This is a genomic window from Shewanella vaxholmensis (genome assembly GCF_031932135.1).
GTDB classification, from domain to species: domain Bacteria; phylum Pseudomonadota; class Gammaproteobacteria; order Enterobacterales; family Shewanellaceae; genus Shewanella; species Shewanella hafniensis.
In genome coordinates, this window is the sequence record NZ_JAUOEV010000006.1 from 37491 (window position 1) to 63505 (window position 26015).

At 48.5% G+C, this 26015-nt stretch carries 27 protein-coding genes; 20 read left to right on the forward strand and 7 right to left on the reverse strand.

The features are described 5' to 3' along the window. Window positions 1-137: 137 nt before the first annotated feature. The gene (locus Q4Q46_RS07405) at window positions 138-947 is read left to right on the forward strand and encodes a hypothetical protein (RefSeq protein WP_311905612.1); all 810 of its coding nucleotides are present in this window, start codon (window positions 138-140) and stop codon (window positions 945-947) included. Window positions 948-1056: 109 nt separating this feature from the next. Beyond that, window positions 1057-2280 carry an MFS transporter gene (locus Q4Q46_RS07410; protein ID WP_311905613.1) on the forward strand — a complete coding sequence of 408 codons (1224 nt, stop codon included), beginning with the start codon at window positions 1057-1059 and terminating at the stop codon, window positions 2278-2280. A gap of 88 nt (window positions 2281-2368) precedes the next feature. Here Q4Q46_RS07410 and Q4Q46_RS07415 read toward each other — a convergent pair whose 3' ends face one another. The 4 genes from Q4Q46_RS07415 to arfB all read right to left on the reverse strand — a co-directional run bounded on the left by Q4Q46_RS07415 (window position 2369) and on the right by arfB (window position 4759). Continuing rightward, a complete protein-coding gene (locus Q4Q46_RS07415) occupies window positions 2369-3046 on the reverse strand; it encodes an SDR family NAD(P)-dependent oxidoreductase (protein WP_311905614.1) in 678 nt (225 codons plus the stop codon). Between the two features lie 81 nt (window positions 3047-3127). Next, window positions 3128-3577: an acetyl-CoA carboxylase biotin carboxyl carrier protein gene (gene accB / locus Q4Q46_RS07420; RefSeq protein ID WP_259528010.1), complete on the reverse strand. Its 450-nt coding sequence runs from the start codon at window positions 3575-3577 to the stop codon at window positions 3128-3130. Window positions 3578-3612: 35 nt separating this feature from the next. Beyond that, window positions 3613-4053 carry a type II 3-dehydroquinate dehydratase gene (gene aroQ / locus Q4Q46_RS07425; RefSeq protein WP_006084274.1) on the reverse strand — a complete coding sequence of 147 codons (441 nt, stop codon included), beginning with the start codon at window positions 4051-4053 and terminating at the stop codon, window positions 3613-3615. Window positions 4054-4327: 274 nt separating this feature from the next. Then, entirely contained in the window at window positions 4328-4759 is a 432-nt protein-coding gene (arfB, locus tag Q4Q46_RS07430) for an alternative ribosome rescue aminoacyl-tRNA hydrolase ArfB (protein WP_220591225.1), read from the reverse strand. A gap of 136 nt (window positions 4760-4895) precedes the next feature. On the opposite strand from arfB, the gene Q4Q46_RS07435 reads away from it, so the two are divergent. The 7 genes from Q4Q46_RS07435 to Q4Q46_RS07465 all read left to right on the forward strand — a co-directional run bounded on the left by Q4Q46_RS07435 (window position 4896) and on the right by Q4Q46_RS07465 (window position 13058). Further along, window positions 4896-5261 carry a SpoIIAA family protein gene (locus Q4Q46_RS07435; RefSeq protein WP_011845671.1) on the forward strand — a complete coding sequence of 122 codons (366 nt, stop codon included), beginning with the start codon at window positions 4896-4898 and terminating at the stop codon, window positions 5259-5261. Between the two features lie 36 nt (window positions 5262-5297). Further along, window positions 5298-5507 carry a DUF3012 domain-containing protein gene (locus tag Q4Q46_RS07440; RefSeq protein WP_006079957.1) on the forward strand — a complete coding sequence of 70 codons (210 nt, stop codon included), beginning with the start codon at window positions 5298-5300 and terminating at the stop codon, window positions 5505-5507. A 202-nt stretch (window positions 5508-5709) separates the two neighbouring features. Continuing rightward, complete coding sequence (locus Q4Q46_RS07445) at window positions 5710-6153, forward strand: hypothetical protein (protein WP_311905669.1); 444 nt, start codon at window positions 5710-5712, stop codon at window positions 6151-6153. Window positions 6154-6521: 368 nt separating this feature from the next. Continuing rightward, complete coding sequence (locus Q4Q46_RS07450; RefSeq protein ID WP_311905615.1) at window positions 6522-7979, forward strand: TolC family protein; 1458 nt, start codon at window positions 6522-6524, stop codon at window positions 7977-7979. A gap of 10 nt (window positions 7980-7989) precedes the next feature. Further along, window positions 7990-9312, forward strand: coding sequence for an efflux RND transporter periplasmic adaptor subunit (locus Q4Q46_RS07455; RefSeq protein ID WP_311905616.1), 1323 nt, complete (start codon window positions 7990-7992; stop codon window positions 9310-9312). 30 nt (window positions 9313-9342) lie between these two features. Next, a complete protein-coding gene (locus Q4Q46_RS07460) occupies window positions 9343-12564 on the forward strand; it encodes an efflux RND transporter permease subunit (RefSeq protein ID WP_311905617.1) in 3222 nt (1073 codons plus the stop codon). A gap of 170 nt (window positions 12565-12734) precedes the next feature. After that, window positions 12735-13058: an antibiotic biosynthesis monooxygenase family protein gene (locus Q4Q46_RS07465; protein WP_311905618.1), complete on the forward strand. Its 324-nt coding sequence runs from the start codon at window positions 12735-12737 to the stop codon at window positions 13056-13058. 93 nt (window positions 13059-13151) lie between these two features. On the opposite strand, the gene mscL is transcribed toward Q4Q46_RS07465, so the two are convergent. Then, entirely contained in the window at window positions 13152-13562 is a 411-nt protein-coding gene (gene mscL, locus Q4Q46_RS07470) for a large-conductance mechanosensitive channel protein MscL (RefSeq protein WP_220591220.1), read from the reverse strand. 217 nt (window positions 13563-13779) lie between these two features. Further along, a complete protein-coding gene (locus tag Q4Q46_RS07475; RefSeq protein ID WP_006084264.1) occupies window positions 13780-14724 on the reverse strand; it encodes a LysR family transcriptional regulator in 945 nt (314 codons plus the stop codon). Window positions 14725-14818: 94 nt separating this feature from the next. Here Q4Q46_RS07475 and Q4Q46_RS07480 point away from each other — a divergent pair, with 94 nt between their 5' ends. The 7 genes from Q4Q46_RS07480 to Q4Q46_RS07510 all read left to right on the forward strand — a co-directional run bounded on the left by Q4Q46_RS07480 (window position 14819) and on the right by Q4Q46_RS07510 (window position 21693). Continuing rightward, the gene (locus Q4Q46_RS07480; RefSeq protein ID WP_311905619.1) at window positions 14819-15877 is read left to right on the forward strand and encodes an HlyD family secretion protein; all 1059 of its coding nucleotides are present in this window, start codon (window positions 14819-14821) and stop codon (window positions 15875-15877) included. Between the two features lies 1 nt (window position 15878). Then, complete coding sequence (locus Q4Q46_RS07485; protein ID WP_311905620.1) at window positions 15879-17507, forward strand: DHA2 family efflux MFS transporter permease subunit; 1629 nt, start codon at window positions 15879-15881, stop codon at window positions 17505-17507. Window positions 17508-17670: 163 nt separating this feature from the next. Continuing rightward, on the forward strand, window positions 17671-18126 hold the full coding sequence (locus Q4Q46_RS07490) for a GNAT family N-acetyltransferase (protein WP_311905670.1): 456 nt from the start codon (window positions 17671-17673) through the stop codon (window positions 18124-18126). A 60-nt stretch (window positions 18127-18186) separates the two neighbouring features. After that, on the forward strand, window positions 18187-18513 hold the full coding sequence (locus Q4Q46_RS07495) for a putative quinol monooxygenase (protein WP_311890991.1): 327 nt from the start codon (window positions 18187-18189) through the stop codon (window positions 18511-18513). 28 nt (window positions 18514-18541) lie between these two features. Further along, window positions 18542-19429, forward strand: a complete 888-nt coding sequence (locus Q4Q46_RS07500; RefSeq protein ID WP_259520528.1) for a radical SAM protein — start codon at window positions 18542-18544, stop codon at window positions 19427-19429. Window positions 19430-19898: 469 nt separating this feature from the next. After that, a complete protein-coding gene (locus tag Q4Q46_RS07505; protein WP_311905621.1) occupies window positions 19899-20594 on the forward strand; it encodes a cysteine hydrolase family protein in 696 nt (231 codons plus the stop codon). 91 nt (window positions 20595-20685) lie between these two features. Beyond that, window positions 20686-21693, forward strand: a complete 1008-nt coding sequence (locus tag Q4Q46_RS07510; protein ID WP_311905622.1) for a GlxA family transcriptional regulator — start codon at window positions 20686-20688, stop codon at window positions 21691-21693. Window positions 21694-21939: 246 nt separating this feature from the next. Here Q4Q46_RS07510 and Q4Q46_RS07515 read toward each other — a convergent pair whose 3' ends face one another. Continuing rightward, window positions 21940-22806, reverse strand: a complete 867-nt coding sequence (locus tag Q4Q46_RS07515; protein ID WP_259577767.1) for a LysR family transcriptional regulator — start codon at window positions 22804-22806, stop codon at window positions 21940-21942. A gap of 99 nt (window positions 22807-22905) precedes the next feature. Here Q4Q46_RS07515 and Q4Q46_RS07520 point away from each other — a divergent pair, with 99 nt between their 5' ends. The 4 genes from Q4Q46_RS07520 (at window position 22906) to Q4Q46_RS07535 (ending at window position 25774) form a co-directional block, all read left to right on the forward strand. After that, on the forward strand, window positions 22906-23517 hold the full coding sequence (locus Q4Q46_RS07520) for a LysE family translocator (RefSeq protein WP_311905623.1): 612 nt from the start codon (window positions 22906-22908) through the stop codon (window positions 23515-23517). A gap of 501 nt (window positions 23518-24018) precedes the next feature. Then, window positions 24019-24384 carry a metalloregulator ArsR/SmtB family transcription factor gene (locus Q4Q46_RS07525; RefSeq protein ID WP_311905624.1) on the forward strand — a complete coding sequence of 122 codons (366 nt, stop codon included), beginning with the start codon at window positions 24019-24021 and terminating at the stop codon, window positions 24382-24384. A gap of 148 nt (window positions 24385-24532) precedes the next feature. Beyond that, on the forward strand, window positions 24533-25528 hold the full coding sequence (locus tag Q4Q46_RS07530; protein WP_012090296.1) for a permease: 996 nt from the start codon (window positions 24533-24535) through the stop codon (window positions 25526-25528). Between the two features lie 9 nt (window positions 25529-25537). Further along, the gene (locus Q4Q46_RS07535) at window positions 25538-25774 is read left to right on the forward strand and encodes a thioredoxin family protein (RefSeq protein ID WP_006079976.1); all 237 of its coding nucleotides are present in this window, start codon (window positions 25538-25540) and stop codon (window positions 25772-25774) included. The last annotated feature ends 241 nt before the right edge of the window (window positions 25775-26015 follow it).

Here is a 26015-nt window from a genome sequence, read left to right on the forward strand (position 1 = left end):
AAATCCGTGTGGCGCGCACTATAGCATTTTTCTGTTTTAGGGTTAACCAATTCAGTGATCTTCAAGCTTAGGAAGCGTAAAATGGATGCCAGTAAGTCACGATTGATCTCGTTTACGCCCTTTATTTCGAGGTTTATATGAATATCCCAGTAAAGTTTACTCAAGGAAAGTGTGTTCAAAGTCAATCACATGGCGTGCATAAGCGGCCGCTAAAGTGCTTGGTTTTGTCGCTGGCTGTGGGGATATCGCTCTTGGGCGCGCTCAGTATGTCGACTGCGGCGGTTGCCGGAAATCGGGACCATTCGGAGCACGGCGAGCGCCAAGGTCATCGTGATAGCCACAGCCGTGGAGAAAGTCATTACAACAATCGTCATGACAACCATTACGATAACCGCCATGTGCGCAACGATAATCGCCACTATCGTCCCTACTACCGACCTTATTACCCTTGGGGTTTAGGACTGGGTTTAGGGCTCGCTACGGGTTGGGGTTCTGGCTGGAATGTTGGTTATGGTGTGAACCGCCAGTGGAACAATGATTGGGGCTGGAATACTTCGCGTGACGCTTACGCTCGAAATTACTGGAACTCGCCCTATTCGGGCATAGGATTGTCGATTCCTATGCGCTACGACGATGAACCTGTGGCGATTTCTGCGCCTGTGCGGGTCACAACCAGCATGCAATATTCTGCGAGTGAAGGCCGTATGGTATCGAGTATGCCTGCAAATCTGGCCGGACAAACGAACGGGCAACTGGTGTCGCAAGCTAGTAACGTCACAGGCAAAACAGTTGCGACTCCGCGTCCACGGGCGGCGCACAGTGTGTCTAGCTTGCCGAGTAATGCCAGAATTGTGCAGCAGGATGGCCGTACACTTTACGAGTGGCAAGGCACGCTTTATGCCTTCGACTGGAATAGTCAAACCTATCAAGAGCAGTTAGCACGATAGATTCAAATCACTTAATTACTGAAAATCGGAGCCCCATAGTGGGCTCCAATTTATTTTTAGCACTTAACTTTTTAATTAATATCATTTTATAGAATAGCGGAGAAGACGTTTGGACATTGCTCAAAATCAGGCAGCTCAAAATAAGGCTAAGGGAGCCAGTACTCTGTGGGTGTTGCTCGCCTTAGCGCTTGGCACATTTGCCTTAGGTACCACAGAGTTTGCCTCCATGACTTTAGTACCTTACATCGCTAGCGATTTAGGGGTGGAAGTTGCCCATGTGAGTTATGCCATTAGTGCCTATGCGTTGGGAGTCGTGATCGGCTCACCGATAATTATGGTTTTGGCTGTTCGGGTTAGGCGACGAACGCTGCTGATTGCTTTAGCTGCGTTAATGGCGATTGCCAATGGCTTAAGTGCGTTAGCGCCATCATTGAATTGGCTAATCTTTTTCCGTTTTCTCAGCGGCTTGCCCCACGGTGCCTATTTCGGCGTGGCTATGTTGCTCGCCGCCTCTTTAGTGCCGCCAGAAATGAAGGCTCGCGCCGTATCGCGGGTAATTATTGGCCTTACACTGGCGACGATTATCGGTGTGCCGTTTGCGACTTGGATGGGGCAAACCGTGGGCTGGCGCTCGGGCATTGGCATAGTGGCGATTTTGGCAACGATTACCGCTGTGATGGTGTATTTTTTAGCGCCTGATCAAGCCGTGGCCGCTGATGCGAGTCCAAGGAAAGAGCTACAAACCCTGAAGAATCGTGAAGTCTGGTTGACGCTTGGCATCGCGGCCATTGGCTTTGGCGGTATCTTCTGCGTGTATACCTATCTGGCCGAAACCTTAATCCAAGTGACACAAGTCGAGCCGTTTAAGATCCCGATCATGATGGCGGTATTTGGTATTGGCGCAACATTGGGCACTTTAGTTTGCGGCTGGGCGGCGGATAAGTCGGCCTTAGCGGCGGCGTTTTGGTCGTTAGTGTTAAGCACTGTGGTATTAGCGATTTACCCGAGTTTGACCGGACATTATTGGGCGCTGATGCCTGTAGTATTCTTTGTCGGTTGTGGCTTGGGACTTGCCACCATAGTGCAAGCAAGATTGATGGATGTGGCGCCCGATGGGCAGGCCATGACAGGTGCGTTAGTGCAATGCGCCTTTAATCTTGCCAATGCAATTGGCCCTTGGGTGGGCAGTTTAGTGATCCTGTCTGGACAAGGGATTGCCGCGACAGGTTATGCGGCGTCTTTGTTGTCATTAGGAGGACTTATGATGTGGTGGCTGACCCACAGGGAGAGTCGCCGCGCGGTGAGCTTAAACACAGCCAATTGCGCTGACTAGCAAGCGAATCACTCAGGTTCGAGGTGCTGCTATCCTGCGTCTCGAACCTGGCTTGTGCTCAATCCGCTAACCTCTATTTCCGCTAGTTCTAGGCTCTTTGTATGGTGATATCGGCGATATAACCGTGCTGGGTGGCGATTAATGCTTGTTTGAGCATACCTGCGGCTTCATCGGCGGACATAAAGCTGGTGGTATCTAATGTTTTACCACTACTTGGCCAAAAGCCTGTATCCATGCCGCCGGGATACACGGCAATCAACTTCATTGGGCTTTGTTTCAGCTCTAATCGCACCGACTCGATAAATCCTCGTACCGCCCATTTTGCCGCGCAGTAAGTGGATTCTCCTGCTTTGGCGGCAAGCGCTGCGGTGGACATAACCACAACCATAGTGACCGCTTGATCTTTATAGCGTTTCACTAGCTCGCGCACCAACAGAATCGTTGAGGTGACATTGTTATTGAGCAGGCTGTGGATATCGCTGGCAGTTTGGGTTTCAATCGCCCCAAAGTAGCCGCTGCCCGCACAGTGGATCACGGTTTTAGGGGCTTGCGTCAGGCCATCGAACAGGGCTTCTAGACTCGATTCACTGGCGAGATCGGCGGTGATCGCGGCGATAGGCTTGTTGGAGAAGGGCGTTAATGCATTGGCGACGGTTTGTAGACGCTCGGCATTGCGGCCTGTGAGTGTTAGCGGTTCATTTTCTTTGGCGTAGAGCGATGCTAGTGCCGCGCCTAAACCACTGCTGGCGCCGGTAATTAATATCATAGTGACCTCGGTTAATGCTGCCTTTGCTTGAAAACCGCAGCTTAAACTCAAGTGCGCTTCAATTCATGATAAGGCGAGCGGTTAGATTAAGGTAAATAGTGGTTGATCGAATGCCACTTCATCGCCGTCTTTGGCCCAAATAGCGCTGACCACACCATCGCGCTCGGCTTGGATGGGATTCATCATTCTCATCGCTTCGATAATGCAGACAACTTCACCTTGGCTCACCTTTTGGCCGACTTTAACCAGCGGCACATCATCAAGTTCTGCCGCCGCGTAAAAAGTGCCGACCATAGGCGAGACTTGCACAAAACCTTCCATACTTGGCGAAACGGCGGTTTGCTTTGCCTGTGTATGTAAAGGTGCCACGCTTGCTGTGGCTGGCGTTTGCGATGACTGCACATTGGCTGGCATAGGGCTGTAGCGGGTGATGCGAATTGATTCTTCACCTTCGGTGATCGCCAGTTCTGCTATGTCAGATTCTTGTACTAACTCAATGAGTTTTTTAATTTTACGAAGATCCATTGCCATTTATCTGCCCTTGCGAAGCACGCTATTGAATGGGATTACTGTGGCTGGTTGAGCCGCTTAATGGCTGCCGCCAGTGCAAACTCATAACCTTGTGAACCGAAACCGCAAATCACGCCTATCGCCTTATCGGAAAAATAGGAATGGTGACGGAAGGCTTCACGGGCGTGCACATTGGATAAATGCACTTCAAAGAACGGAATTGCGACGCCAAGCAAGGCATCACGCAGCGCAACGCTAGTATGGGTAAAGGCGGCGGGGTTGATAATAATCATTTGCGCATCGGTCGCATGAATCGCGTTGATCAACTCAAACTCGGCATTGGACTGAATATGCTCGAGCTCAACTTCCGCCAACTTTGCCTGCTGATTTAACTCCGCCACTATGTCGGCCAAGGTTTGATGACCATAAACGCTGGGCTCGCGGCGACCTAAGAGGTTGAGATTGGGGCCATTGACGAGCAAAATTTTGTGACTCATTGCGCTTTCCTTTACGACATGCCTTGGGATTAAAGCTGGGAGGCATTTTTTAGTTTTGTTGATAGGTCACTAACTTAACCTGTTCAAATCGATTTTGCATTATCCGTTAGTAGATTGTGTGCGAGCTGATCATGTGCGAGCCGATTATATCTTTGACATCTTGTGCCATTGTTGGCTGGGTTTAATTGCGGTTATTTCTCTGGTACCGATTTAGCAATTGCCTAAGTTGGCTGTCAGTTGAGTTAATTGTCATCTAAGTTAACTGTCACCTAAGCTAATAGTCAGTCTTTTGCTGACGCATGGCTTTAGTGGCGCCTTTTTGTTTCTTGGACTCTAATCGCCGCGTTTGGCTGCCTTTAGTTGCGCGGGTAGGGATGCGTTTTTTCTGCACTTCACCGACACTGGCGACTAAGGCGATAAATTGCTCCAACGCCGTTTGGCGGTTGGCATCTTGGCTACGGCTCGCTTGGCATTTAATGATGATTTTGCCGCTTTTAGTGATGCGGTGATCGGCCTTGTTGAGCAAGCGTTCTTGGTAATACTCGGGTAATGATGAGCTTTTAATATCGAAAATTAGCTGCGCAGCGGTGGACACTTTATTTAAGTGCTGACCGCCTGCGCCACTCGAACGGATAAATTGCCACTCGATTTCATTTTCCTGAAGTTCCACACGGTTTGAGATTTTTATCATGGCAAACTTAGGCATTTTTCAGCATGGATTGAGAAGCCATCAATAATCACTTATGGCTTTTCAATAGATTTGTTATCATCGGGCGCATTCTTTGCCATTGCATTGGTCAAGGCCATTGCTTGCAAAAGTGTTCTCGATTCGGAGTGCCTCTATGTTATGCCAAATCCCCGATATTGCTAAGGGTGTTATCAGTCTTTTTGCCAGTGGCCGACTATCCTCCACCGATTATCGGACCCGTTTACAGCCGGCGATTAAGAGTTATCGTAAGGATTGGGGCCAAGTTTGCCTGTATATTGAGGCAGATGTGTTACTCGAGGGCTGGGAATTTGAGTCACTCACAGGTAGTGGTGAAGTCCAATTACCTAATTTTGAAGCCTTAGTATTTGTGGGCGGACCTGATTGGGTGGGAAATGCGGTGCGCTTACTTGGTCCTTTTATGCAGGGCGAAGTGGCATGGTTTCCCCTAGAGCAGAAAACCAAAGCGATTGCTTGGATCACTAAGCGTTCGAATATCTAATGGTCTAATGTAGACCGTATTTACAAGGAATGAAGTATGTCTTTATTTAAATCGCGCGCTTTTTCTAAGCAAAATGTTTCAAAAATCAGTGCTATTGCGTTGGTGCTGGCGTTTACCGCTGGTCTGAGTGCCTGCGCGCCAGAAGTGGGTAGCGATGCTTGGTGTAAGCAGATGAAAGATAAGCCGTCTGGCGATTGGACTGCTAATGAAGCCGCAGATTACGCTAAACACTGCGTGTTTAAATAAGTGTTGCGTGTTTAAATAAGCACTGAGTATTTAAGTCAGCGTTAGCCTTTAGAGATCACAGCTTGAAAGACTTTGCTTGCGAGCTGTGAACTTATGTTTATCATACGGGTCAGATGTTCCGTTATCCGTTATCCGTTATCCGTTATCCGTTATTTGCTATAGGTGATATTTGAATTCTACCGCTAAGCCATTTTTTACTCGAATGGTGACCTTACTGATAGCCATTATCGTGCTGCAATTTGCTGGCGCGAATTTAGGTGCGCATCAGTTACATGCGGGCAATGGCGCGGAAGAAGCCGATAATCATCCCCATCTGCAATTTAGCGCCCAAGTGACCACTTTGGCCCAATGTGTCGATTGCGTTTGTCCAAGCGAGCAAGCCCTAGGTTTTGCTGACTATACGGGTGTCACGAGTCATCATGCGGGTGAAAACCAAAGCAACGAATTGCATTCCCACTTAGTGAAAACCACTGAATTACAAGATTTTGACCTGTGCCTCGATTGCCAATGTCATGGCGGCCATGTGGCGCTGTTATCTCCTGGGCTAAGCCAGCCTGTACAAGCGTTAGAAAGCGTCTTTCTCGCTGCCAATGTATCCTATTTCCAGCCCGATAATTTACCTAAGTACCGTCCTCCAATAGCTTAATCCCCCAATATCCAGCTTATTCCTCGGTCTAAAGATCTTGATTCATCTTCTTGGATCTCAATCTATTTCGCCGCGCGATAAGCCTTTTATATTCATCCCCCAAATGCGATTTAACTGATGCTCAGCAGCGTGAGTTGTTGTACCAGCCATCGGCCTTTTAGCCATGGGATGTGTTGGTTATGCATAGCTTAAGTTACGCATAGTGTTAGCTATGTTTACTTAGCGGGATGATTCGAACGGCGCTTATTTGCCATGCCCAAACGATAGGATTGCTTTGCATTGAGCTATTTCACATGAAGCTCGAATCTAGCAGTCACGCTTTGGGCGCAAAGTCAGCCGATCCACATTCGATATTGTTAGGATTTGCGATGAACAAAACGACTCTCGCCCGTACCTTGGCTTGCCTGTTTCGATCGGGCTTGTTGAGCTGCGGATTAGTATTGGCCGCCGGATTGTTAGCCTTTGCCCTCGCGGCAGAAAATGACACTCTTGAAGTCTTACTTGAAACCAAAGCCATTGAAACCCAAGCCCCTGAAGCCGAGGTGTTTAAGGCTAAATCACTGGGTTTGCCCGCCAAAGAAACCGACACGCCATATGTCGCTTTAGGCCAATGGTTGCCCGCGTTACTCACACAGTTCAATCAGTTGCCTGAAGTGCAGGCGCAGCTTACACGACAGCAACAAGCAGAGCTTGCCATTCAGGCGGCGGATCGCGCCGTGTATAACCCTGAGCTTGGGCTTAACTATCAAAATGCCGACACAGATTCCTACAGCTTAGGCCTGAGTCAAACCTTAGATTGGGGAGATAAACGCGGCGTGGCGACAAAACGTGCCGATCTTGAAGCCCAAATCCTGTTCGCTGATATAGGCTTAGAGCGTAACCAAATGTTGGCCGAACGCTTACTGGCGCTGGCAGAACAGGCGCAAAGTCGTAAGGCGCTGACTTTTGCCGAGCAGCAACTCAGGTTTACTAAGGCGCAGCTCGGTATTGCCAAGCAGCGGTTGGCGGCAGGAGATTTGTCTAACGTCGAGCTGCAATTGATGCAACTCGAGTTAGCAACCAATACCGCCGATTATGCCTTAGCCGAGCAGGCGGCTTTAGTGGCCGACGGCAAAGTGATTGAGTTGCTTGGGGATAATAATCTCGCCTTTAGTGAGTTCATCAAAGAGATCCATGTCTTCGTGACTCAGGCTAAGCAAGCGCCAGCGCCCGAGTTGGGCACCTCTAAATCAGCCTTGCCAGCATTGACGAGCGCTTACCTACAAGTGCTGTTGGCGCGAGTCAATGCCATGCAAGTCAAGGCTGATACGTCAGCGGACCCGACCATTAGTCTAGGCGCTGAAAAGGAGGGTACGGACAATAAGCTCGGTGTCGGTGTATCAATTCCTCTGCAAGTTCGCAATAACTACAGTGAGTTACAAGCAGTGGCTGATAAGGGCATCGCGATCGCGGAGCAAGGCTATCTTGCCCGTGAGCGAGTACTTACCGCCAAGCAGAAACACGTCCTCTACGCGTTACCGCGTTTACTTGAGCGTTACCAAGACTGGCGCGAGTTAGTACAAGTGTCCGGTGCCAAAGCCGCTAAATCCTTAAGCCAACAATGGCAGGCGGGCGATGTGAGTACCAGCGAGTACTTGCAGAGTCGCCGTCAGTTGGCCGCCAGTTATTTGGTGGGCTTGAACCTAGAAACGGCCATTTATCAGAGCTGGTTAACGTGGATGGGCGAAAGCGGTCAGCTTATGCCCTTTTTGAATGGTACGGCTGAACAGATCAGCCAAGCACCTTCACACATGCCAAATACCGCCGCGCGTACAGTAAACCCATGAGGTAACCCAAATGAATTCACATAATCACTTTAACGCTATCAAGTCTTATCCAGTTGTACTGTCAGAAACTGCTGCGCCTGACATCATTGCGTCTCAAATCACAGCACCTGAAATCATTGCGCCTCAAATCACAGTACCTGCAAAGCGGCAGTTCACGCTGTCGACACTCGCCCTCGCATTATGTGTGCTCGGCTCTGCTGCGCTTTTCACATCCCAACCTTCATGGGCAGGGGATGATCACGGTTCAGCTACTCAAACTGAGCAAGCGGATGAACACGGTGCACAGGCGCTGAAATTGACCCAAGTGCAGCAAGCATTGGCGGGCATTAGCTTATTACCCCTGTCGAGCGATAGCTTGAATATCGCCAATTTGAATCTGGATATTAGGGCGACGGCGACCTTAGTGGTGGATCGCGATAGAACTGCCACCCTTGCGCCACAGCTCGATGTGCGCGTGTTAGCGCGCCACGTGGTGCCGGGGCAAGAAGTCAAAAAAGGTGAGCCTTTACTTACCTTGGGCGGCGCAGCCGTTGCGCAGGCGCAGGCGGATTACATCAATGCCGCTGCCGAATGGAGCCGAGTCAAACGCATGAGCGAAGGCGCGGTTAGCGTTAGCCGCCGTATGCAGGCGCAGGTGGATGCCGAACTTAAACGGGCGATTTTAGAGGCGATTAAGATGACGCCCGCGCAAATTCGCGCTCTGGAATCGACGCCCGAAGCCATCGGTAGTTATCAACTTTTAGCGCCGATTGACGGACGAGTGCAGCAAGATATCGCCATGTTAGGCCAAGTATTTAGTGCGGGCACGCCGTTAATGCAGCTGACCGACGAGTCTTATTTATGGGTTGAGGCGCAGCTAACGCCAACCCAAACCGCGCATATCACTGTCGGCAGTGCGGCCTTAGTGCAAGTGGGGGATAAAACGCTGGCGGGCAAGATCATAGGTCGCTCCCATGAACTCGATAGCGTGACTCGCACCGAACAAGTGCTGGTGAGTATGCCCAATCCTGATCATGTGCTGCATGCGGGGCAATTTGCCGAACTCTACTTTGCCAATACTGTCGCCAACTCTGCTGATAAGGCTGGTGGAATCGTGCTGCCCGATGCGGCGCTCACCCGCAGCGGCGATGGCGACTGGCAGATTTTTATTCAAGATGAAGATGGCTTCGAGTCCATTGAGGTAGAAGTGGTGCAGCGTCAGCGCGGCTTGAGTTTAGTGCGCGGCGCTGAGCTTGAAAAAGCCCAGCAGGCACAACTCAAGGTCGTGGTGGCTGGCGCATTTTTCTTGGCGTCCGAGCAGGCGAAAGCAGGCTTTGATATCCATAACCATTAATGTCGCCACTGAACGCTTGAGGAATTTTCTATGTTACAAAAGTTAATCGAAGCCGCGATTAAAAATCGGCTGTTAGTGGTGTTGGCCTTGCTCGCCATGATAGTGGCAAGCGTGGTGATGCTGCCTAAATTGAATCTCGATGCCTTTCCCGATGTGACTAACGTGCAAGTGACTATCAATACTGCGGCCGAAGGGTTAGCCGCAGAAGAGGTGGAAAAGCTCATTAGTTATCCGGTGGAATCGGCCATGTACGCCTTGCCGGCGGTGACAGAGGTACGTTCCTTGTCGCGTACCGGCTTGTCGATTGTGACTGTGGTATTTGCCGAAGGGACGGATATTTACTTCGCCCGTCAGCAAGTGTTTGAACAGTTGCAAGCGGCGCGGGAGATGATCCCAAGCGGCGTCGGTGTGCCGGAAATCGGCCCGAATACTTCGGGATTAGGACAGATTTATCAGTACATTCTGCGCGCTGAACCTAGCTCAGGTATCGATGCCGCCGAGCTGCGCAGTTTGAACGATTACCTTGTAAAACTCATCATGATGCCCGTTGGCGGCGTGACTGAAGTCTTGTCCTTTGGTGGTGATGTGCGCCAATACCAAGTGCAGGTAGACCCGAATAAATTGCGCGCCTATGGCTTGTCGATGGCGCAAGTCACCGAGGCATTAGAGAGCAATAACCGCAACGCTGGCGGTTGGTTTATGGACCAAGGCCAAGAGCAACTTGTGGTGCGCGGCTACGGCATGTTGCCCGCAGGTGAACAAGGCTTAGCGGCGATCGCACAGATCCCGCTTACGGAGGATAAAGGCACGCCCGTGCGGGTGGGTGATATCGCTCTGGTTGATTTTGGCAGTGAAATCCGTGTCGGCGCTGTGACTATGACGCGCCGCGATGAGGCTGGCAACGTACAAAACCTCGGCGAAGTGGTGGCGGGGGTCGTGCTTAAACGCATGGGCGCCAACACCAAAGCGACTATCGATGATATCGGCGCGCGGGTGAGTCTTATCGAGCAGGCCTTGCCCGATGGCGTGTCTTTTGAAGTGTTTTACGATCAAGCCGAACTGGTCGATAAAGCCGTGACGGCAGTGCGCGATGCGCTGTTAATGGCCTTTGTGTTTATCGTGGTGATCTTGGCGCTGTTCCTCGTCAATATCCGCGCGACCTTGCTGGTGCTCTTGTCTATTCCTGTGTCTATCGGGCTCGCGCTCATGGTGATGTCCTACTATGGATTGTCGGCAAACCTTATGTCGCTGGGTGGTTTAGCCGTGGCGATTGGTATGTTAGTCGATGGTTCTGTTGTGATGGTGGAGAACATTTTCAAGCACTTAACTCAAGCTTCTAAGAGAAAGCCGGATCGTCGACATTTGCTGGAGGCGAGGGCGCGCGCCGATGGTGAGGCAGACCCATATCATAGCGATGAGGACGGTGGTCAGCAGGCCAATATGGCTGTGCGCATCATGCTCGCGGCTAAAGAGGTGTGCAGCCCAATCTTCTTCGCGACGGCGATTATCATAGTGGTATTTGCACCCTTGTTTGCCCTCGAAGGCGTTGAAGGCAAGCTGTTCCAACCTATGGCGGTCAGTATCATTCTTGCTATGATATCAGCGCTGCTTGTGGCCTTGATTGCCGTGCCAGCCCTTGCTGTGTATCTGTTTAAGCGCGGTGTGGTAGTCAAACAAAGTGTGGTCTTAGCGCCGCTGGATGCGGCTTATCGCAAGCTACTGACGGCAACGCTTGCTAGGCCAAAGGTAGTGATGCTCAGTGCCTTATTGATGTTTGCTTTGAGCCTCTTATTGCTACCAAGGCTGGGTACCGAATTTGTGCCTGAGCTGGAGGAAGGCACGATTAACCTCAGGGTCACGCTGGCACCAACCGCGAGTTTGGGCACGTCTTTGGCGGTCGCGCCCAAGCTTGAAGCTATCTTGCTGGAGTTTCCCGAGGTGGAATATGCCCTGAGCCGCATTGGTGCGCCTGAGCTTGGCGGCGATCCTGAGCCTGTGAGTAATATCGAGGTTTATATTGGACTTAAGCCAATATCTGAATGGCAATCGGCAAGTTCGCGCTTAGAGCTGCAACGCCTGATGGAGGAAAAACTCAGTGTGTTCCCCGGACTCTTGCTGACTTTCTCGCAGCCTATTGCGACTCGGGTAGATGAATTGCTCTCGGGGGTAAAAGCCCAGTTAGCGATCAAAATCTTCGGCCCAGATTTAGCGGTATTGTCGGAAAAAGGCCAAGCGCTCACCGATCTTGTCGCGAAAATTCCCGGTGCCGTGGATGTGTCATTAGAGCAAGTGAGTGGAGAAGCGCAATTGGTTGTGCGGCCAAAACGCGAGTTATTGGCGCGCTACGGCATTAGTGTCGATCAAGTGATGAGCCTTGTCAGCCAAGGCATTGGCGGCGCGAGTGCAGGCCAAGTGATTGACGGCAACGCAAGATACGACATCAATGTGCGCCTCGCGGCCGAGTTTCGCACTAGTCCTGATGCGATTAAGGACTTGTTACTCAGCGGCACGAATGGCGCCACTGTGCGCTTAGGCGAAGTCGCCAGCGTCGAAGTGGAAATGGCGCCGCCGAATATTCGCCGTGACGATGTGCAGCGCCGAGTGGTGGTGCAGGCCAACGTGGCGGGGCGTGATATGGGCTCTGTGGTGAAAGACATTTATGCTTTAGTGCCACAGGCGGATTTACCCGCGGGATATACAGTGATCATTGGCGGCCAGTATGAGAATCAGCAGCGAGCGCAGCAAAAGCTGATGCTAGTGGTGCCAATTTCTATCGCCTTGATTGCCTTGTTGTTGTACTTCTCCTTTGGTTCATTCAAGCAAGTGTTGCTCATCATGGCGAACGTACCCTTAGCCTTGATTGGCGGCATAGTGGCTCTGTATGTCAGTGGCACTTATTTGTCAGTGCCTAGCTCAATTGGTTTTATCACGCTATTTGGGGTGGCGGTGCTCAACGGCGTGGTGCTGGTGGATTCGATTAATCAGCGCAGGCAAAGCGGCGAAGCACTCTATGATTGTGTTTATGAGGGCACAGTTGGGCGTTTGCGACCCGTATTGATGACGGCACTGACCTCGGCCTTAGGCTTGATCCCGATTTTATTATCATCGGGGGTTGGCAGTGAGATCCAAAAGCCGCTGGCAGTGGTGATAATTGGTGGCTTGTTCAGCTCCACGGCGCTGACCTTACTCGTCTTGCCGACCTTGTATCGCTGGCTGTATCGCGGCGATAAGCGCATTGATGAGCTCGGTTAATCACAAGTAAGCCGTCATCGTGGACAATAACTTGTTATGTTTCGGGTTATTGCCTTCGTTGTAGGCAGGGTTATCACATTGACTAAAACTCTAAAAATCAGTGAGCTAAAGAGTGATAGATGGGCTAGTCTTAGAGTCGACATTAAGGACATTCATTTCTGGAGAACATTATGATTGCGGTAATTTTTGAAGTCATCCCGACAAAGGAAGGGAAGGAAGAGTATCTGCACGTGGCGGCTGAAATGCGCCAATATTTAGAAGGTCGTACGGGGCTGATCTCGATCGAACGTTTTCAGAGTTTAACCGACGATGGCAAAGTGCTGAGCCTGTCGTTTTGGGAAGACCAAGCTTCTATCACCCAATGGCGCAATCAGATGGCCCACAGTATTGCCGAGCAAACGGGCATAGTGCCGTGTTTGTTTAACTCTTACCGCATTCGAGTGGCTGAAGTGGTGCAAGATTACAGTGAAACTGTGCATATTGAAGTTGAGTAATCGTTTATCTGCTTGATGTAAAACATCGCCGATATAAAAAACAAAACCCATCGAGTTCGATGGGTTTTTTATGATCTGCGCTTAAGATTTGGCTTATTTTTCTTGCTGAGCTTTCAGTAGATCGCGGATCTCAGACAGCAGTTCTTGATCTTTAGTCGGTGCAGCGGGTGCTTTAGGTGCTTCTTCTTCCTTGCGTTTTAGGGTGTTGATGGCTTTTAGACCCATAAAAATGGCGAAGGCGATAATCGTAAAGTCGATAATAGTCTGAATGAATTTACCATAGGCAATCACCACAGAAGGCGCGTCGCCTTGAGCAGCCTGCAGCACTATGCTCAAATCACTAAAATTCACTCCGCCTAAAATGATACCAATCGGTGGCATTATGATATCGGCCACGAAGGACGAGACTATCTTGCCGAATGCGGCACCTATGATGATACCAACGGCCATGTCGATCACATTGCCACGGGACGCAAAAGCCTTGAACTCTTTAATTAAGCTCATTAGGTTTCCTCCAAAATTGAGATTAAATGTTAAATTTTATTATGCAAACTGTATCAGGAAAACCTAAGGTCTTTTGCTGCCTGTTACCTTGCCAAGCTTATAGAGGCTTAAGGATTAAGGCAATTATGACATAGCGGATTTATCCCTATGGCAGCGATTGAAGCTTTACAAAGTTATAGTTGTTACTGTTTTGATCGCTTTATTTGTTCGATTTTGTTTATTCGCCCTGATCGGCTTGGCCGATAAAATCGGGCACTTCCAATACTTGCGATCCCCAACGTTTAAATAATGCGGAATAGATGAACTCGATAAAGACGCGGTATTTTCGGGGTAAGTAGGCACGCTGTGGATAACTGAGCACGACCTTAGTTTGGACCATAGGATAGTCATCAAGCAGCGGGATTAAGTAGCCTTTTTCTAATGCTACTTGGGCAATGATTGAGGGCACCGCAGTGATCCCAAGCCCCGCAATGGCGGCCTCGCGGGCTAAAGTGACATTGTTTACCGTCAATTGAGTCATGGGCTCGGCGACAATCCAAGTTTTGCCATCGAATAACTTCCATGCTCCTTCAATATGCGCCGACTGTAAGCGGATCGCTTTATGTTTGGCTAAATCCTGTGGCACTTTTGGGGTGCCGTGCTCGGCCAAATAAGCAGGGCTTGCCATTAACGATTTATGGGCGTTGACTAAGGCATAGCTTTGCAAGCGAGTGTCGCCCGAATCGGCAATTTGAAATAACAGATCGATACCTTCTTCTATGACATCGACCTTACGATTGGTCAGTTCAGCCTCTATGGTGATATCGGGGTAAAGCGTTAAAAACTGAGCGAAAATCGGCCCTAAAAACAATTGGCCTAATTCAATCGGGCAGACAATTTTTAGATTACCTTTAATCAATTGTTGCTGGGCGCTGAGCTGATTTTCTGCGCTCTGCAGATCGGTGAGGATCTTATTGATCCTATTGTAATAACTCGATCCTGCCTCGGTGAGTTTTAGGGCTCTGGTGGTGCGAAATAACAGTTGTGTGCCGGTATCGGCTTCGAGTTCGGCTATCTTACGACTGACGGTTGCCTTAGTGATCCCAAGGGCTTTGGCGGCGCCAGTAAAGCTGCCTTGTTCGACCACTTGAGCGAAAATTTGCACGCGATTGAGATCCATCATTGTTACACCTGTGAAACAGTGGGTTGATTTTTTACTGGCTAATAAACTTAGTGAGACAGTAGTACACTAGATATCACTAATCAAGGAGTCATTCATGTCCAAAAGTAAACTCATTATCGCCGTTCCACTGTTACTCGCTGCGGTTGCGGGAGGCGGTTATTACTGGTGGACACAGGTACGTTTTATCGAAACCACTGATAACGCTTATGTTGAGGCCGATATTTCCCATATCAGCGTTAAAGTGCCCGGCTACGTCGTGTTAAGCGATGTGACCGATAACCAGCATGTGCAAAAGGGTGAGCTATTAGCTCAGCTCGAAGATAACCAATTTAGCGCCAAAGTGAGCCAAGCCGAAGCCTCACTGGCAAGTTCAAAGGCGGACTTGCAAACCCTAGCCGCTAAGGTGGAGTTACAACGGGCGTTAATCACCCAAGCCAGTGCCGGTGTTGTGGCGGCTGAGTCAGATAAAATACGTGCACAGCAACAATTGAGCCGCTCGAAAAAGCTTAAAGTCAGTAATTACAGCTCCCAAGATGATGTCGATCAACTGCAAGCGGGATTCGATTCTGCCGCCGCCCGTCTCGATGAAGCCAAAGCCGTGTTAGTGGCAAAGCAACGCGAGTTAGCGGTGTTTAATGCCCAATTAGATCAGGCGGGTTCTGTGGTAGAACAGGCTGATGCGACCTTAGAATTAGCGAAAATTCAATTAAATGATACCCGTGTGACCGCACCTTTTTCTGGGGTGATAGGTAAACGTGGCGCTATGGTGGGGCAGTACGTGCAGCCCGGCCAAGCACTCTACAGTTTGGTTCCGGATGGGGCAGTGTGGATCACGGCGAACTTTAAAGAGACCCAGATCCAACACATGCAACCAGGACAGTCGGTGCAGGTCAGTCTCGATGCGTTTCCCGACAAAACCTTTATAGGTGTTATCGATAGTCTGTCACCGGCGTCCGGAGCCAAATTCAGTTTACTGCCGGCGGAAAATGCTACAGGTAACTTCACTAAAATCGTCCAACGTATTCCCGTACGTATTCGCTTAGATTTGTCTGAGGCAGAAGCGCACATGCTACCGGGCTTAAGTGCGGTCGTGAAAGTGGATACAGCGTCGGGCCTTGTAATATCGGCAATCGCTGCAAATACAGGTCGTTAGTATGAGCGCAACTGGCTCTATCACTGCGTCTGCCGATATGGAGACGCAGGGCATCAGTCTACTTAAAAAGCCTAGCGATTATGAGCGTGGCAGTCGCCGTTCATGGATCGCGGTATTTGGTGGTTTGATCGGCGCCTTTATGGCGATCCTCGATATTCAAATCACCAATGCATCGATGAAGGAGATTCAAGGCAGCCTTGGAGCAACGCTCGAAGAGGGCAGTTGGATTTCAACCGCGTATCTGGTTGCCGAGATGATCGCTATTCCACTCTCTGGTTGGCTCAGCACGGGATTGTCGGTCAGGCGTTATCTGTTATGGACTACAGCAGCCTTTATCTTTGCTTCTGTGCTTTGCTCAATCGCGTGGAACTTAGAGGCCATGATCGCCTTTCGGGCGCTACAGGGCTTCTTTGGCGGCGCGCTGATCCCGCTGGCCTTTAGGCTTATTCTTGAGTTTTTACCCGATAACAAACGTGCCGTCGGCATGGCGTTATTTGGCGTGACAGCCACCTTTGCGCCTTCAATCGGCCCAACCTTAGGCGGTTGGTTGACCGAGCAATTTAGCTGGCATTATCTGTTTTATATCAATGTGCCACCGGGCTTGTTGGTGATGGCTATGTTGGCCTACGGTTTAGAAAAACAGTCGGTCGTTTGGGATAAGCTGAAGAATGTCGATCTGGCGGGCATAGTCACTATGGCGCTGGGCATGGGTTGCCTTGAAGTGGTGCTTGAAGAAGGTAACCGCAAGGATTGGTTTGGCTCGGAACTCATTCGCAATCTGGCCATTATTGCCGCCGTGAATTTGGTGTTGTTTGTTTGGATCCAGCTAAGGCGTAAAGAGCCGTTAGTGAATTTGCGCCTGCTCGGTAAGCGTGATTTTGTGCTCTCAACAGTTGCGTACTTTTTACTGGGGATGGCACTCTTTGGCGCGATTTATTTGATCCCGCTTTATCTATCGCAAGTTCATGATTACACACCGTTAGAAATTGGCGGCGTGATTATGTGGATGGGATTTCCGCAGCTATTAGTCTTGCCTTTAGTACCAAAATTAATGGAGCGCTTCGATAGTCGTTATCTCGCTGCCTTTGGTTTTTTAATGTTTGCCATTAGCTATTACATGAATAGCCAGATGACCGCAGATTATGCAGGACCGCAGATGATCGCCTCGCAAGTGGTGCGGGCCTTAGGTCAGCCTTTTATTCTGGTGCCTATTGGTATGCTCGCGACTATGCATTTAAAACCCCATGAAAATGCTTCGGCGTCGACGGTATTAAACGTGATGCGTAACTTAGGCGGCGCCTTTGGTATTGCGCTGGTCGCGACCCTATCAGACACGCTGGCGCGCGGGCATTTGGCCCATATTAAGGAATCCTTACCCGCAGTGAGCACGCAGGCACAGGACTATTTAGCCCAAAGCGCAAGCATGTTGCAGGCGGGTGGTTCAGATCCCTATACCGCCGCCGCGCAGGCGAAAGCTTTGCTGGGCAAAACCATGAGTCAGCAAGCCTATATTCAGGCCTATAACGATGTGTTTTACATCATGGGTGCTCTGCTACTTATCGCTGTGTTCGCCGTGCTGCTGATCCGAAAACCGACTGGGCCTGTGGCCCACGATGCCATGGTCGAGTAATAACGTTTTTTGTTATCCTGTTGTCGCCATAGATTTCCCCAGATCTATTGGTTTACGCAACAGCTTTGCGCCTTAGTCCTCGCGGATTAAGGCGCTTTTTTATGGTCTTTATGCTGTGGTAGACTCAAAGCTCTTTTTCGATGATTTACAGAGGGATAATCGTTTGCAGTGGCAAAATCTTACATTTAATCAATTAAATGCCAATATCCTATACGACATATTGAAGTTAAGAGTCGATGTGTTTGTGGTTGAGCAGACCTGCGCTTATCCTGAGCTTGACGATAAGGATAGGCACCCAGAAACCCAGCATTTAATTGGCTTATCGCTAGACGGAGAACTGCTTGCCTACGCGCGTATTTTACCGCCGGGGCTGAGTTATCCAGAGGCGAGTATCGGCCGCGTGGTGGTATCACCAGCGGGACGAGGCAAAGGGCTAGCCATGCCTTTAATGCAGCACGCCATCGAATCGGCATTGACGATTTGGCCCGATGTGGGGATCCAAATTGGCGCTCAAGATTACCTTAAAGCTTTCTATCAAAAGCTCGGTTTTGTCGCCTGCTCTGAGATGTATTTAGAAGATGGAATTCCCCATTTAGATATGCGCTATCAGCCAGCGTAAGCGGCTATCAATATAAGCAATGCGTGTAAGCATCCAAATTAAGCCAATTAAGGAACCGAAATGACGACTGCAACGGACTATAAAATCAATCAACAACAAATTGCCTGCGTGGCAAGTTTTCTGGCTAAAGAGGGCAAAACTGAAGCGCTCATCGCCGCGCTTACGAGCCTTATTCCTGACACGCGCCGCGAAGCGGGTTGTATTCGTTACGAACTCAATGTGAGCCGTGATGAACCGCGCCGCGTGACGTTTGTAGAAAAGTTTGTCGATATTGCCGCCTTCGATGAGCACTGTGCTAAAGACGCCATTCAACATTATTTCCACCAAGTGATGCCCGAATTGGTTGAGTCGTTCCATGTGGAAACCTATCACCAAATCATTGTTTAACCGTGAGACCAATTATTAGGAGCTTGCAGTGTTGATTAACTATATCGAGCCTGTATTTAGACCGCCATCCGAATGGAAGTCATTGATACTGCAAGTGACTAATGGTTGCAGTTGGAATCAGTGCAGCTTTTGCGACATGTATACCCAGCCGCAAAAAGCCTTTAGGGCACAAAAGCTCGACAAGGTTGAGCAGGATATTTTGGCCGTTGCGCAGTCTGGCGCCCCCGTTTCTCGGGTATTTTTGGCTGATGGCGATGCCATGAGTTTGCCCTTTGCGCGTCTCGAAGCGATTTGTGAGCTTATCAACCACCACTTGCCGCAGGTTACGCGCATCAGCAGTTACTGTTTGCCGCGCAATCTGAATAATAAAACCCCAGAGCAGCTCGCACGTCTGCGCGAACTCGGGCTGTCTTTACTCTATGTGGGTTGCGAAAGTGGCGATGACGAAGTGCTCGCCAAAATCCAAAAGGGCGAAACCTTCGAATCATCCTTAGCGGCACTGCTTAAAATCCGTGCGGCGGGGATGAAGTCATCTGTGATGATCCTCAATGGTTTAGGCGGTGTCGCGCTATCTCATCAACATGCGGTTAATTCGGCCACGCTAATGAATGCCGCCCAGCCGGATTATCTCTCTACTTTAGTGGTGACTTTACCCTTAGGCACAGAGCGAATGGACGCGGTATTTGGCGGTCAATTTCAGTTGCCTGATCAAATGGGCTTGTTTCAAGAAATGCATACCTTATTGGAGTATTTGGAATTAGAACAGACGATATTTAGATCCGACCATGCCTCTAATTACCTAGTGCTCAAGGGCGTATTAGGTAAGGACAAGGCGAAATTGCTGGCACAGGTTGCACTCGCCATCAATGCACCGCGCAGCATTCCCCTAAGACAAGAATGGCAGCGCGGACTGTGAGTGTATGATTTTGCAGGGGTTAGCATAGTTGGTAGCCCCTGCGGTGTTAACTGAGTGAACGCCCCCTTGCTTGTAACTGCCCCAGAGCCGCAGGGTATCGTTTGCATGCATCGCATCGATACAATGTCGTGATGTCACATCAAGCTTCAACATTTGTGGTCCGACATCGCTGCCACATAGTCAATCACTCATTCTCAAAGCGAACCAAGCTGATATTGCAAATAGGCAGTGATGCCGCATCGTTGAGGTCGGTGTTGAATGTTATAGCGCTGTGCTGCGCATCTAAATCCGCGAAAAATATCACCTTGGTCGTCTGGTTGATGGCCTAAGTTGTTCGATGCGGCCACTTTGGCCCAAAAGTACTGTTTTTCGTCACAAAGCCGCCTATTCGTATCGTTAAGCGCTCTGCATAATGCCCGCATCACTTGGCAATACGGCCCGTGACACAGAATATGCAAGGATATTTACGATGAAAAAAGTAGCAATATGCAGTGCTCTGGCACTTTCGATGGCGAGTGTAACGGCCAGCGCAGAGACAAGCAATAAAGTATCGGCTCCGACAATTCGCACCATGACTCAGGCGCAAGCGCCAACTGAACTGAATGCGAACACGACAGCTGTGTTGGTGATTGATTTTCAGAACGAATATTTCACTGGCAGCATGCCGATCCCGAACGGCAAGCAAGCGTTGGGCAAAGCCAAGCAAGTGGTTAAATTTGCGCACCAGAATGCGATGCCAGTTTATTTTGTGCGTCATTTAGGACCCGCTGCTGGGCCACTATTTGCGGAAGACAGCGTTAACGCTGAGTTTCATCAGGATCTACAACCGCTAGATATTGATTTTGTTATCAATAAGGCGACGCCGAGTTCGTTTGTGGGAACTAATCTTGATCAACAACTGAAAGAGAAGGGCATCAAAACACTGGTGATTACTGGGCTGATGACGCACATGTGCGTGTCGAGCACAGCGCGTGATGCTGTGCCTATGGGTTATGATGTGATCATTGCAGAAGACGCCACCGCCACTCGCGATCTTGCAACTTGGGACGGATCTATCGTAGATCACGCCACGTTGCAACGTGCTGCAATAGCGGGTGTTGCCGATGTTTTTGCTGAGATTAAAACTACTCAAGCGGTGCTCAACATGCCTGTGGTGCGACTATAACGGCCAACAACCGCAAGATACCCGTTAATACATAAATGAGTATTAGCTGGTATCTTTGAGTGAGCGACATTAAGGATAGTCTGAGCCGACGATGATAAATACGATGAACCAGAGTGAGATAGAAGCAGCTTCAAAAGTGACCATAGCCATAGTGGTCTTTGATGGGATCATTCCATTTCATCTGTCAGTTCCCTATGAAGTCTTTGAAAAAGTGCTCAAGGCCGATGGCACGCCCGCCTGCGAAATCACCATCTGCGCCGCCACACCTGGAATACTCAAAACCAGCGCAGGCTTCTCGATGATAGTTGAAAAGGGGCTGGATGAACTAAGCTCAAAAGACATCATCATAGTGCCGAGTTGGGATGACCCAGCACACGAGCCAGAACCCTGTATTATTAATGCCTTGCAGCAAGCGCACGCCAATGGATCACGCATCATAGGCCTGTGCATGGGCGCTTTTGTTGTGGCTGCCGCTGGGTTACTCGACGGACGTTCCGCCACCACCCATTGGCGCTGGGCACAATGTTTCCGTAATCTGCACACTAATGTATTTGTCGATGAGAAGGTGCTGTATATCGATAATGGAGATGTGGTCACCTCTGCGGGCACTGCCGCGAGTATTGATTGCTGCCTGTATATCGTTCGGCAAATGTGGGGATCTGAAACGGCTAACGCAGTCGCTCGTCATCTAGTAGTGCCACCGCACCGCCAAGGTGGTCAGGCTCAATACATAGATATTCCCGTTCCAGCCGTTAATCAGCGCGAGCCTTTATCCGCTATCATGGATTGGGCGATAGCAAATATTGCATCGCCGCTGACGGTTGACACTATGGCTGAGAAAGCCTGCATCAGTCGCCGCCATTTTACTCGGCGTTTTCAACAAGCCACAGGTACCAGCTTTTCACTCTGGTTGGTTAATCAACGGCTTATTATGGTGAAACGATATTTAGAAACGACAGATCACTCCATCGACCGCATCGCCGAACAAGCCGGCTTCGCTTCTACCACCTCACTTCGGCGCCATTTTCGTCAACAGTTTGATATTTCCCCATCGAATTACCGATTTGTATTTAGGGGGAAGAGTAAGGCTAGCGAATGAAAGTTGTTTTATCATTAAAATCTGAACTGACTTTGATGTGATGACTTATCAAGGTTTAGGTGAGTCACTAATCCCCCGCTGTTTTAACAGACTGAACTTATCTCAGCTTGAGATTTCCTCTAAAACCTAACTGACGCATAGGCATGGTCTGTCTGCTCGCTGGGTAAAAAATCAGTGATTAAGGTGATGTGAGATTTGAACGGCTTGGGATATTTCTAAGTTAGCGTTCCATACCTAAAATCTGAACTAAGGAGTTTCTGGTTGGCATAAAGACATGGTTTTTTCTAACCACGTTAAGAACTCTAATTCATTGCTTCCCAGTCTTTCTGTATGACTGAGCAGTACGTACTTATGTCTGGATTGAGTAAATCCAAATGGAGCTACCAGTCTCCCACTTTTCAAGTCATCTACTATAAGAGGATATGATCCAATCGCAGCCCCTAAACCGTCAACTGCTGCCTGTAAGCAGAAATAGAAATGCTCAAAGGATTTGGACTTGTTCGTATAAAAGGTATGTGTTGAGCGTGATGACCAATCTGACCATGCAGAAGGTCTCGTTTCACTATGAAGAAGAACAATATCACCTAAGTTGTTCTGAGATTTTCTCCAATATTCAGGGGAAAAAACAGGACCAACCCACTCATTGACTAAGTTGTGCGCCGTATATTCAGGGCTAATATCGAAGTCATCGCGCCGAATGGCTAAAGATAATCCTGTTTCATTTAAATCTACAGGTCCTCCAGCGGTTGATAGCCGAACATCAATACCCGTAAGCCGAAAAAAACTGGCCAGTCGAGGCATCAGCCAGCGCATCGTTAATGTTGGTTCACAGGAAACTTCGAGATGTTTGTTACTTTCCCTTGTTAACTTCTTAATTCCATTATCTAAAGCATTAAAAGCAATGTCAGTGTACTGCTTGAGCAATTCACCTTCCTGCGTTAGACACATTCCTCTGCCTTGCTTGTAAAACAGCATCTGCGATAGATGACTCTCCAGCAATTTAATTTGCTTACTTACTGCTCCGTGAGTGATATGAAGTTTCTCTGCTGCTTTACTGTAATTCGATGACTCTGCCGTAACATGAAATACATAGAATGCTTTTAAATGTCTCATCTGTGACTTTTTCTCACATTTAGGATGCCTTTTTTTCGATTATAACTCATCAATAAATCTATACAATTATCTCAAACTTATGAAAAGTGAGGAGATAAAATGGAGTTATTAAGTTTTGCAGTGTTTGGGCTTTTAATCGTGGTAAGTCCTGGAGCTGACTTTGTTTTGGTATTTAAAAATAGTGCAATCTATGGCAGAAAAGCAGGCGTTTTAACGGCTCTTGGGATAGGGATAGGTGTTTGTGTACATATTACCTATTCTGTTATTGGGATCAGTCATTTAGTTTCTCAAAATACGGTTTTATTTAGCATAGTGAAGTATGTTGGTGCAGCGTATTTAATTTATCTTGGTGTGACAGGATTAGTCAGTTCTAAGTTAAATCTAGACTATGAAAAAACAAACGTTCAACCCACACAAACTAGAAAGTATATATTTCAAGGTTTTTTATGTAATACATTGAATCCTAAGACGATGATTTTCTTTATTAGCGTCTTCAGCCAACTCATTTCATCTGATAATGAAAGCATGTCTTTCGCCATTACCTATGGTTTTTACATTGCTTTTTTACATGCAGCTTGGTTTTGTATAGTCACTTACCTAGTGACATCAAAACACGCGAGTAACATGCTTAAAAAGTTTGGTCATAGAATCAATCAGGCGTGCGGTTTTGGTCTCATTGCTTTTGGCGCGATACTGTCAACCAATGCCTAAACGACACCTTTCACACCTTAAGGAAATATGTTGTAAATTCAGTGGAACCTACAATCACTAAATAATGAATTTATCTCATTTCAGTGTAATTACTTTTTAGCTAAATGGACTGCTAAAGGATTAGTTAGGATTGGCATTGTTTCACCAGTGACCTTTTAAAACAGGGATATTTGAACTGAGCCATCATGGATACTTCTTGTAAAAGAAACTGATGGTGAGTCACTGGGAAACAATGACAATGAATGTCGCACAATTGACGATAAAGTTATCTTGCTAGAGCAATAGACGTTAGCTGAACAATAAGTAAAAACTGCACCTCTATCGGATAGCGTTCAACAGTCTTTTCGATAATATTTTCATTGAGTTGTATCAATTCTGATTTCAAATAATCAATCCTTCCCGTCAATGCATCTCACATTTCTGTAAAAAATAACTCAACACATACGTTTTTTCATATATATTATTTACCATATATACTCCAATCAACTTTGGGAGCAATCGATGCAACCTGTCGCATTTTTTAAGGCACTTGCCGATGAGACTCGGCTTAAATGCCTACTGCTAATCCAGCGTGAAGGTGAACTATGTGTGTGTGAGCTGATGGCTGCGCTGTCTGAGAGTCAGCCTAAGGTCTCGCGCCACTTAGCCCAGTTGAAAAAGGCTGGATTGTTGGTCGATAGGCGTCAAGGTCAATGGGTGTTTTATCGGATCAATGCTGAGATCGCGCCTTGGTGCCAGCAGGTACTTGGCCAAACCTGTGATGATAACGACAGCTTTTTGCAGGATAACGTGCGTAATCTTTGTCAGATGGGCGGTCGACCCGATCGCGTTACGGCCTGTTGCAAAGCGACTGCTGTTAAGCAGTAGTGACAGGGGGGCTGTGATAAGCGGTGCTCTGCCATTTCGTGCTGAGTCTAAGTGAGTAGAGTCTTAGTCAATTGTGAGTTTAGGGTCGAGCAGACTCGCGCGATTCTAGCGATATTTAAGTAAGTAAACCGTCAGTGTAGGGATCAATATGTTCCAAATATTTACTGATTTTGCGACTTGGCTAGTGTACGGCGTGTTTGGCCTAGAGGCGGGTTCGGCCTTGGGCGGAGCTGTGCATTTTTTTGTTGAAGATGTCAGTAAAATTTTCGTATTGCTGGTGGTGATGATTTATTTCATCGCCTTGCTGCGGGCTTCCTTAGATGTTGAGCGAGTTCGAGATTATTTAGCGGGTAAGAATAAGGGAGTAGGTTACTTGCTGGGGTCGATTTTTGGCGCCATTACGCCTTTTTGTTCTTGCTCGAGTATCCCTGTCTTTTTAGGTTTTACCTCGGCCGGGATCCCCCTTGGGATCACTATGGCCTTTTTGATCACTTCACCTTTGATCAATGAAGTCGCCGTCCTGCTGCTCATGAGTTTACTCGGCTGGAAATTTACCTTGCTATATGTGGCTGTGGGCATGACAGTGGGTATGCTCGGCGGACTATTGCTAGATGCGATTAAGGCCGAGCGTTGGTTGCAGTCCTTCGCCGCCGAAGCCCTCGTTCGTGGACGCCAGATGGCGGCATCGAATGAGGTTTCTACCACTGAGCGGGTCTTATCTTTATCTGAACGTCATGAATTTGCTAAAGCTGAGGCGCTTGAGATTTTTGGCCGCGTCTGGAAATGGGTCATTATCGGCGTGGGTCTTGGCGCTGCCTTGCACGGTTTTGTGCCTGAAGGTTGGGTTGAAACCCATTTAGGCCAAGGCCAATGGTGGTCTGTGCCTGCGGCCGTGTTAGTCGGTATTCCCCTGTATTCCAATGCGACTGGCATCATTCCTGTGATGGAAAGTTTGCTGGCGAACGGCCTGCCTATTGGCACTACGCTGGCGTTTTGTATGAGCACAGTGGCTGCCAGTTTCCCCGAATTTATTTTACTGAAACAAGTGATGCAGTGGCGCCTTTTGGCGGTGCTGTTGGTTGTGCTATTGACGGCATTTACGTTAGTAGGTTGGATTTTTAATTTTGCAGCACCGTATCTTTAAGGAAATAACATGAAACAAGTCAAAGTATTAGGTAGTGGTTGCGCTAAATGTAGTAAAACCGCCGAGATGATTGCGGACATATCAGAAGAAATGGGCGTGGATGCGATTGTGAAAAAGGATACAGATCCTCAAACCCTGTTGAAATTTAAAGTGATGAAGACGCCTGCGGTAGTGATCGATGGTGAGCTCATACACAGCGGATCAGTACCGACCCGTGACGAAATTGAAGGATGGTTAAGGGACTAAGTTGTAGTCAGCTTTAGTCAATCAAGGCTCACGGCTGCTCGTTCGCCAAGCGCATGAGTAAAGGGACATAAGTTAGCGATATAAGTTAAGAAACATAAGCTAAAAAATACACGCCATTGCCATACTCAGTCTCAGTCTTTGGCAATGGTGGTGTTATCGTTTAAGTAAACCGTTAGTAGCGTTAAGAAAATATAAAAAATTAAAGACATAAAAATTTAAAATCAACATATTGGAATATCAT

Coding starts and splice junctions, on each gene's coding strand:
- Q4Q46_RS07530 (WP_012090296.1), top strand. CDS start 24,533: ATGTTCCAAATATTTACTGATTTTGCGACTTGGCTAGTGTACGGCGTG.
- Q4Q46_RS07515 (WP_259577767.1), bottom strand. CDS start 22,806: ATGAGACATTTAAAAGCATTCTATGTATTTCATGTTACGGCAGAGTCA.
- Q4Q46_RS07445 (WP_311905669.1), top strand. CDS start 5,710: ATGGTGACCTTACTGATAGCCATTATCGTGCTGCAATTTGCTGGCGCG.
- Q4Q46_RS07485 (WP_311905620.1), top strand. CDS start 15,879: ATGAGCGCAACTGGCTCTATCACTGCGTCTGCCGATATGGAGACGCAG.
- mscL (WP_220591220.1), bottom strand. CDS start 13,562: ATGAGCTTAATTAAAGAGTTCAAGGCTTTTGCGTCCCGTGGCAATGTG.
- Q4Q46_RS07405 (WP_311905612.1), top strand. CDS start 138: ATGAATATCCCAGTAAAGTTTACTCAAGGAAAGTGTGTTCAAAGTCAA.
- Q4Q46_RS07450 (WP_311905615.1), top strand. CDS start 6,522: ATGAACAAAACGACTCTCGCCCGTACCTTGGCTTGCCTGTTTCGATCG.
- Q4Q46_RS07510 (WP_311905622.1), top strand. CDS start 20,686: ATGATAAATACGATGAACCAGAGTGAGATAGAAGCAGCTTCAAAAGTG.
- Q4Q46_RS07480 (WP_311905619.1), top strand. CDS start 14,819: ATGTCCAAAAGTAAACTCATTATCGCCGTTCCACTGTTACTCGCTGCG.
- Q4Q46_RS07475 (WP_006084264.1), bottom strand. CDS start 14,724: ATGATGGATCTCAATCGCGTGCAAATTTTCGCTCAAGTGGTCGAACAA.
- Q4Q46_RS07415 (WP_311905614.1), bottom strand. CDS start 3,046: ATGATATTAATTACCGGCGCCAGCAGTGGTTTAGGCGCGGCACTAGCA.
- Q4Q46_RS07535 (WP_006079976.1), top strand. CDS start 25,538: ATGAAACAAGTCAAAGTATTAGGTAGTGGTTGCGCTAAATGTAGTAAA.
- accB (WP_259528010.1), bottom strand. CDS start 3,577: ATGGCAATGGATCTTCGTAAAATTAAAAAACTCATTGAGTTAGTACAA.
- Q4Q46_RS07505 (WP_311905621.1), top strand. CDS start 19,899: ATGAAAAAAGTAGCAATATGCAGTGCTCTGGCACTTTCGATGGCGAGT.
- Q4Q46_RS07495 (WP_311890991.1), top strand. CDS start 18,187: ATGACGACTGCAACGGACTATAAAATCAATCAACAACAAATTGCCTGC.
- Q4Q46_RS07465 (WP_311905618.1), top strand. CDS start 12,735: ATGATTGCGGTAATTTTTGAAGTCATCCCGACAAAGGAAGGGAAGGAA.
- Q4Q46_RS07460 (WP_311905617.1), top strand. CDS start 9,343: ATGTTACAAAAGTTAATCGAAGCCGCGATTAAAAATCGGCTGTTAGTG.
- Q4Q46_RS07455 (WP_311905616.1), top strand. CDS start 7,990: ATGAATTCACATAATCACTTTAACGCTATCAAGTCTTATCCAGTTGTA.
- Q4Q46_RS07435 (WP_011845671.1), top strand. CDS start 4,896: ATGTTATGCCAAATCCCCGATATTGCTAAGGGTGTTATCAGTCTTTTT.
- Q4Q46_RS07520 (WP_311905623.1), top strand. CDS start 22,906: ATGGAGTTATTAAGTTTTGCAGTGTTTGGGCTTTTAATCGTGGTAAGT.
- arfB (WP_220591225.1), bottom strand. CDS start 4,759: ATGCCTAAGTTTGCCATGATAAAAATCTCAAACCGTGTGGAACTTCAG.
- aroQ (WP_006084274.1), bottom strand. CDS start 4,053: ATGAGTCACAAAATTTTGCTCGTCAATGGCCCCAATCTCAACCTCTTA.
- Q4Q46_RS07525 (WP_311905624.1), top strand. CDS start 24,019: ATGCAACCTGTCGCATTTTTTAAGGCACTTGCCGATGAGACTCGGCTT.
- Q4Q46_RS07440 (WP_006079957.1), top strand. CDS start 5,298: ATGTCTTTATTTAAATCGCGCGCTTTTTCTAAGCAAAATGTTTCAAAA.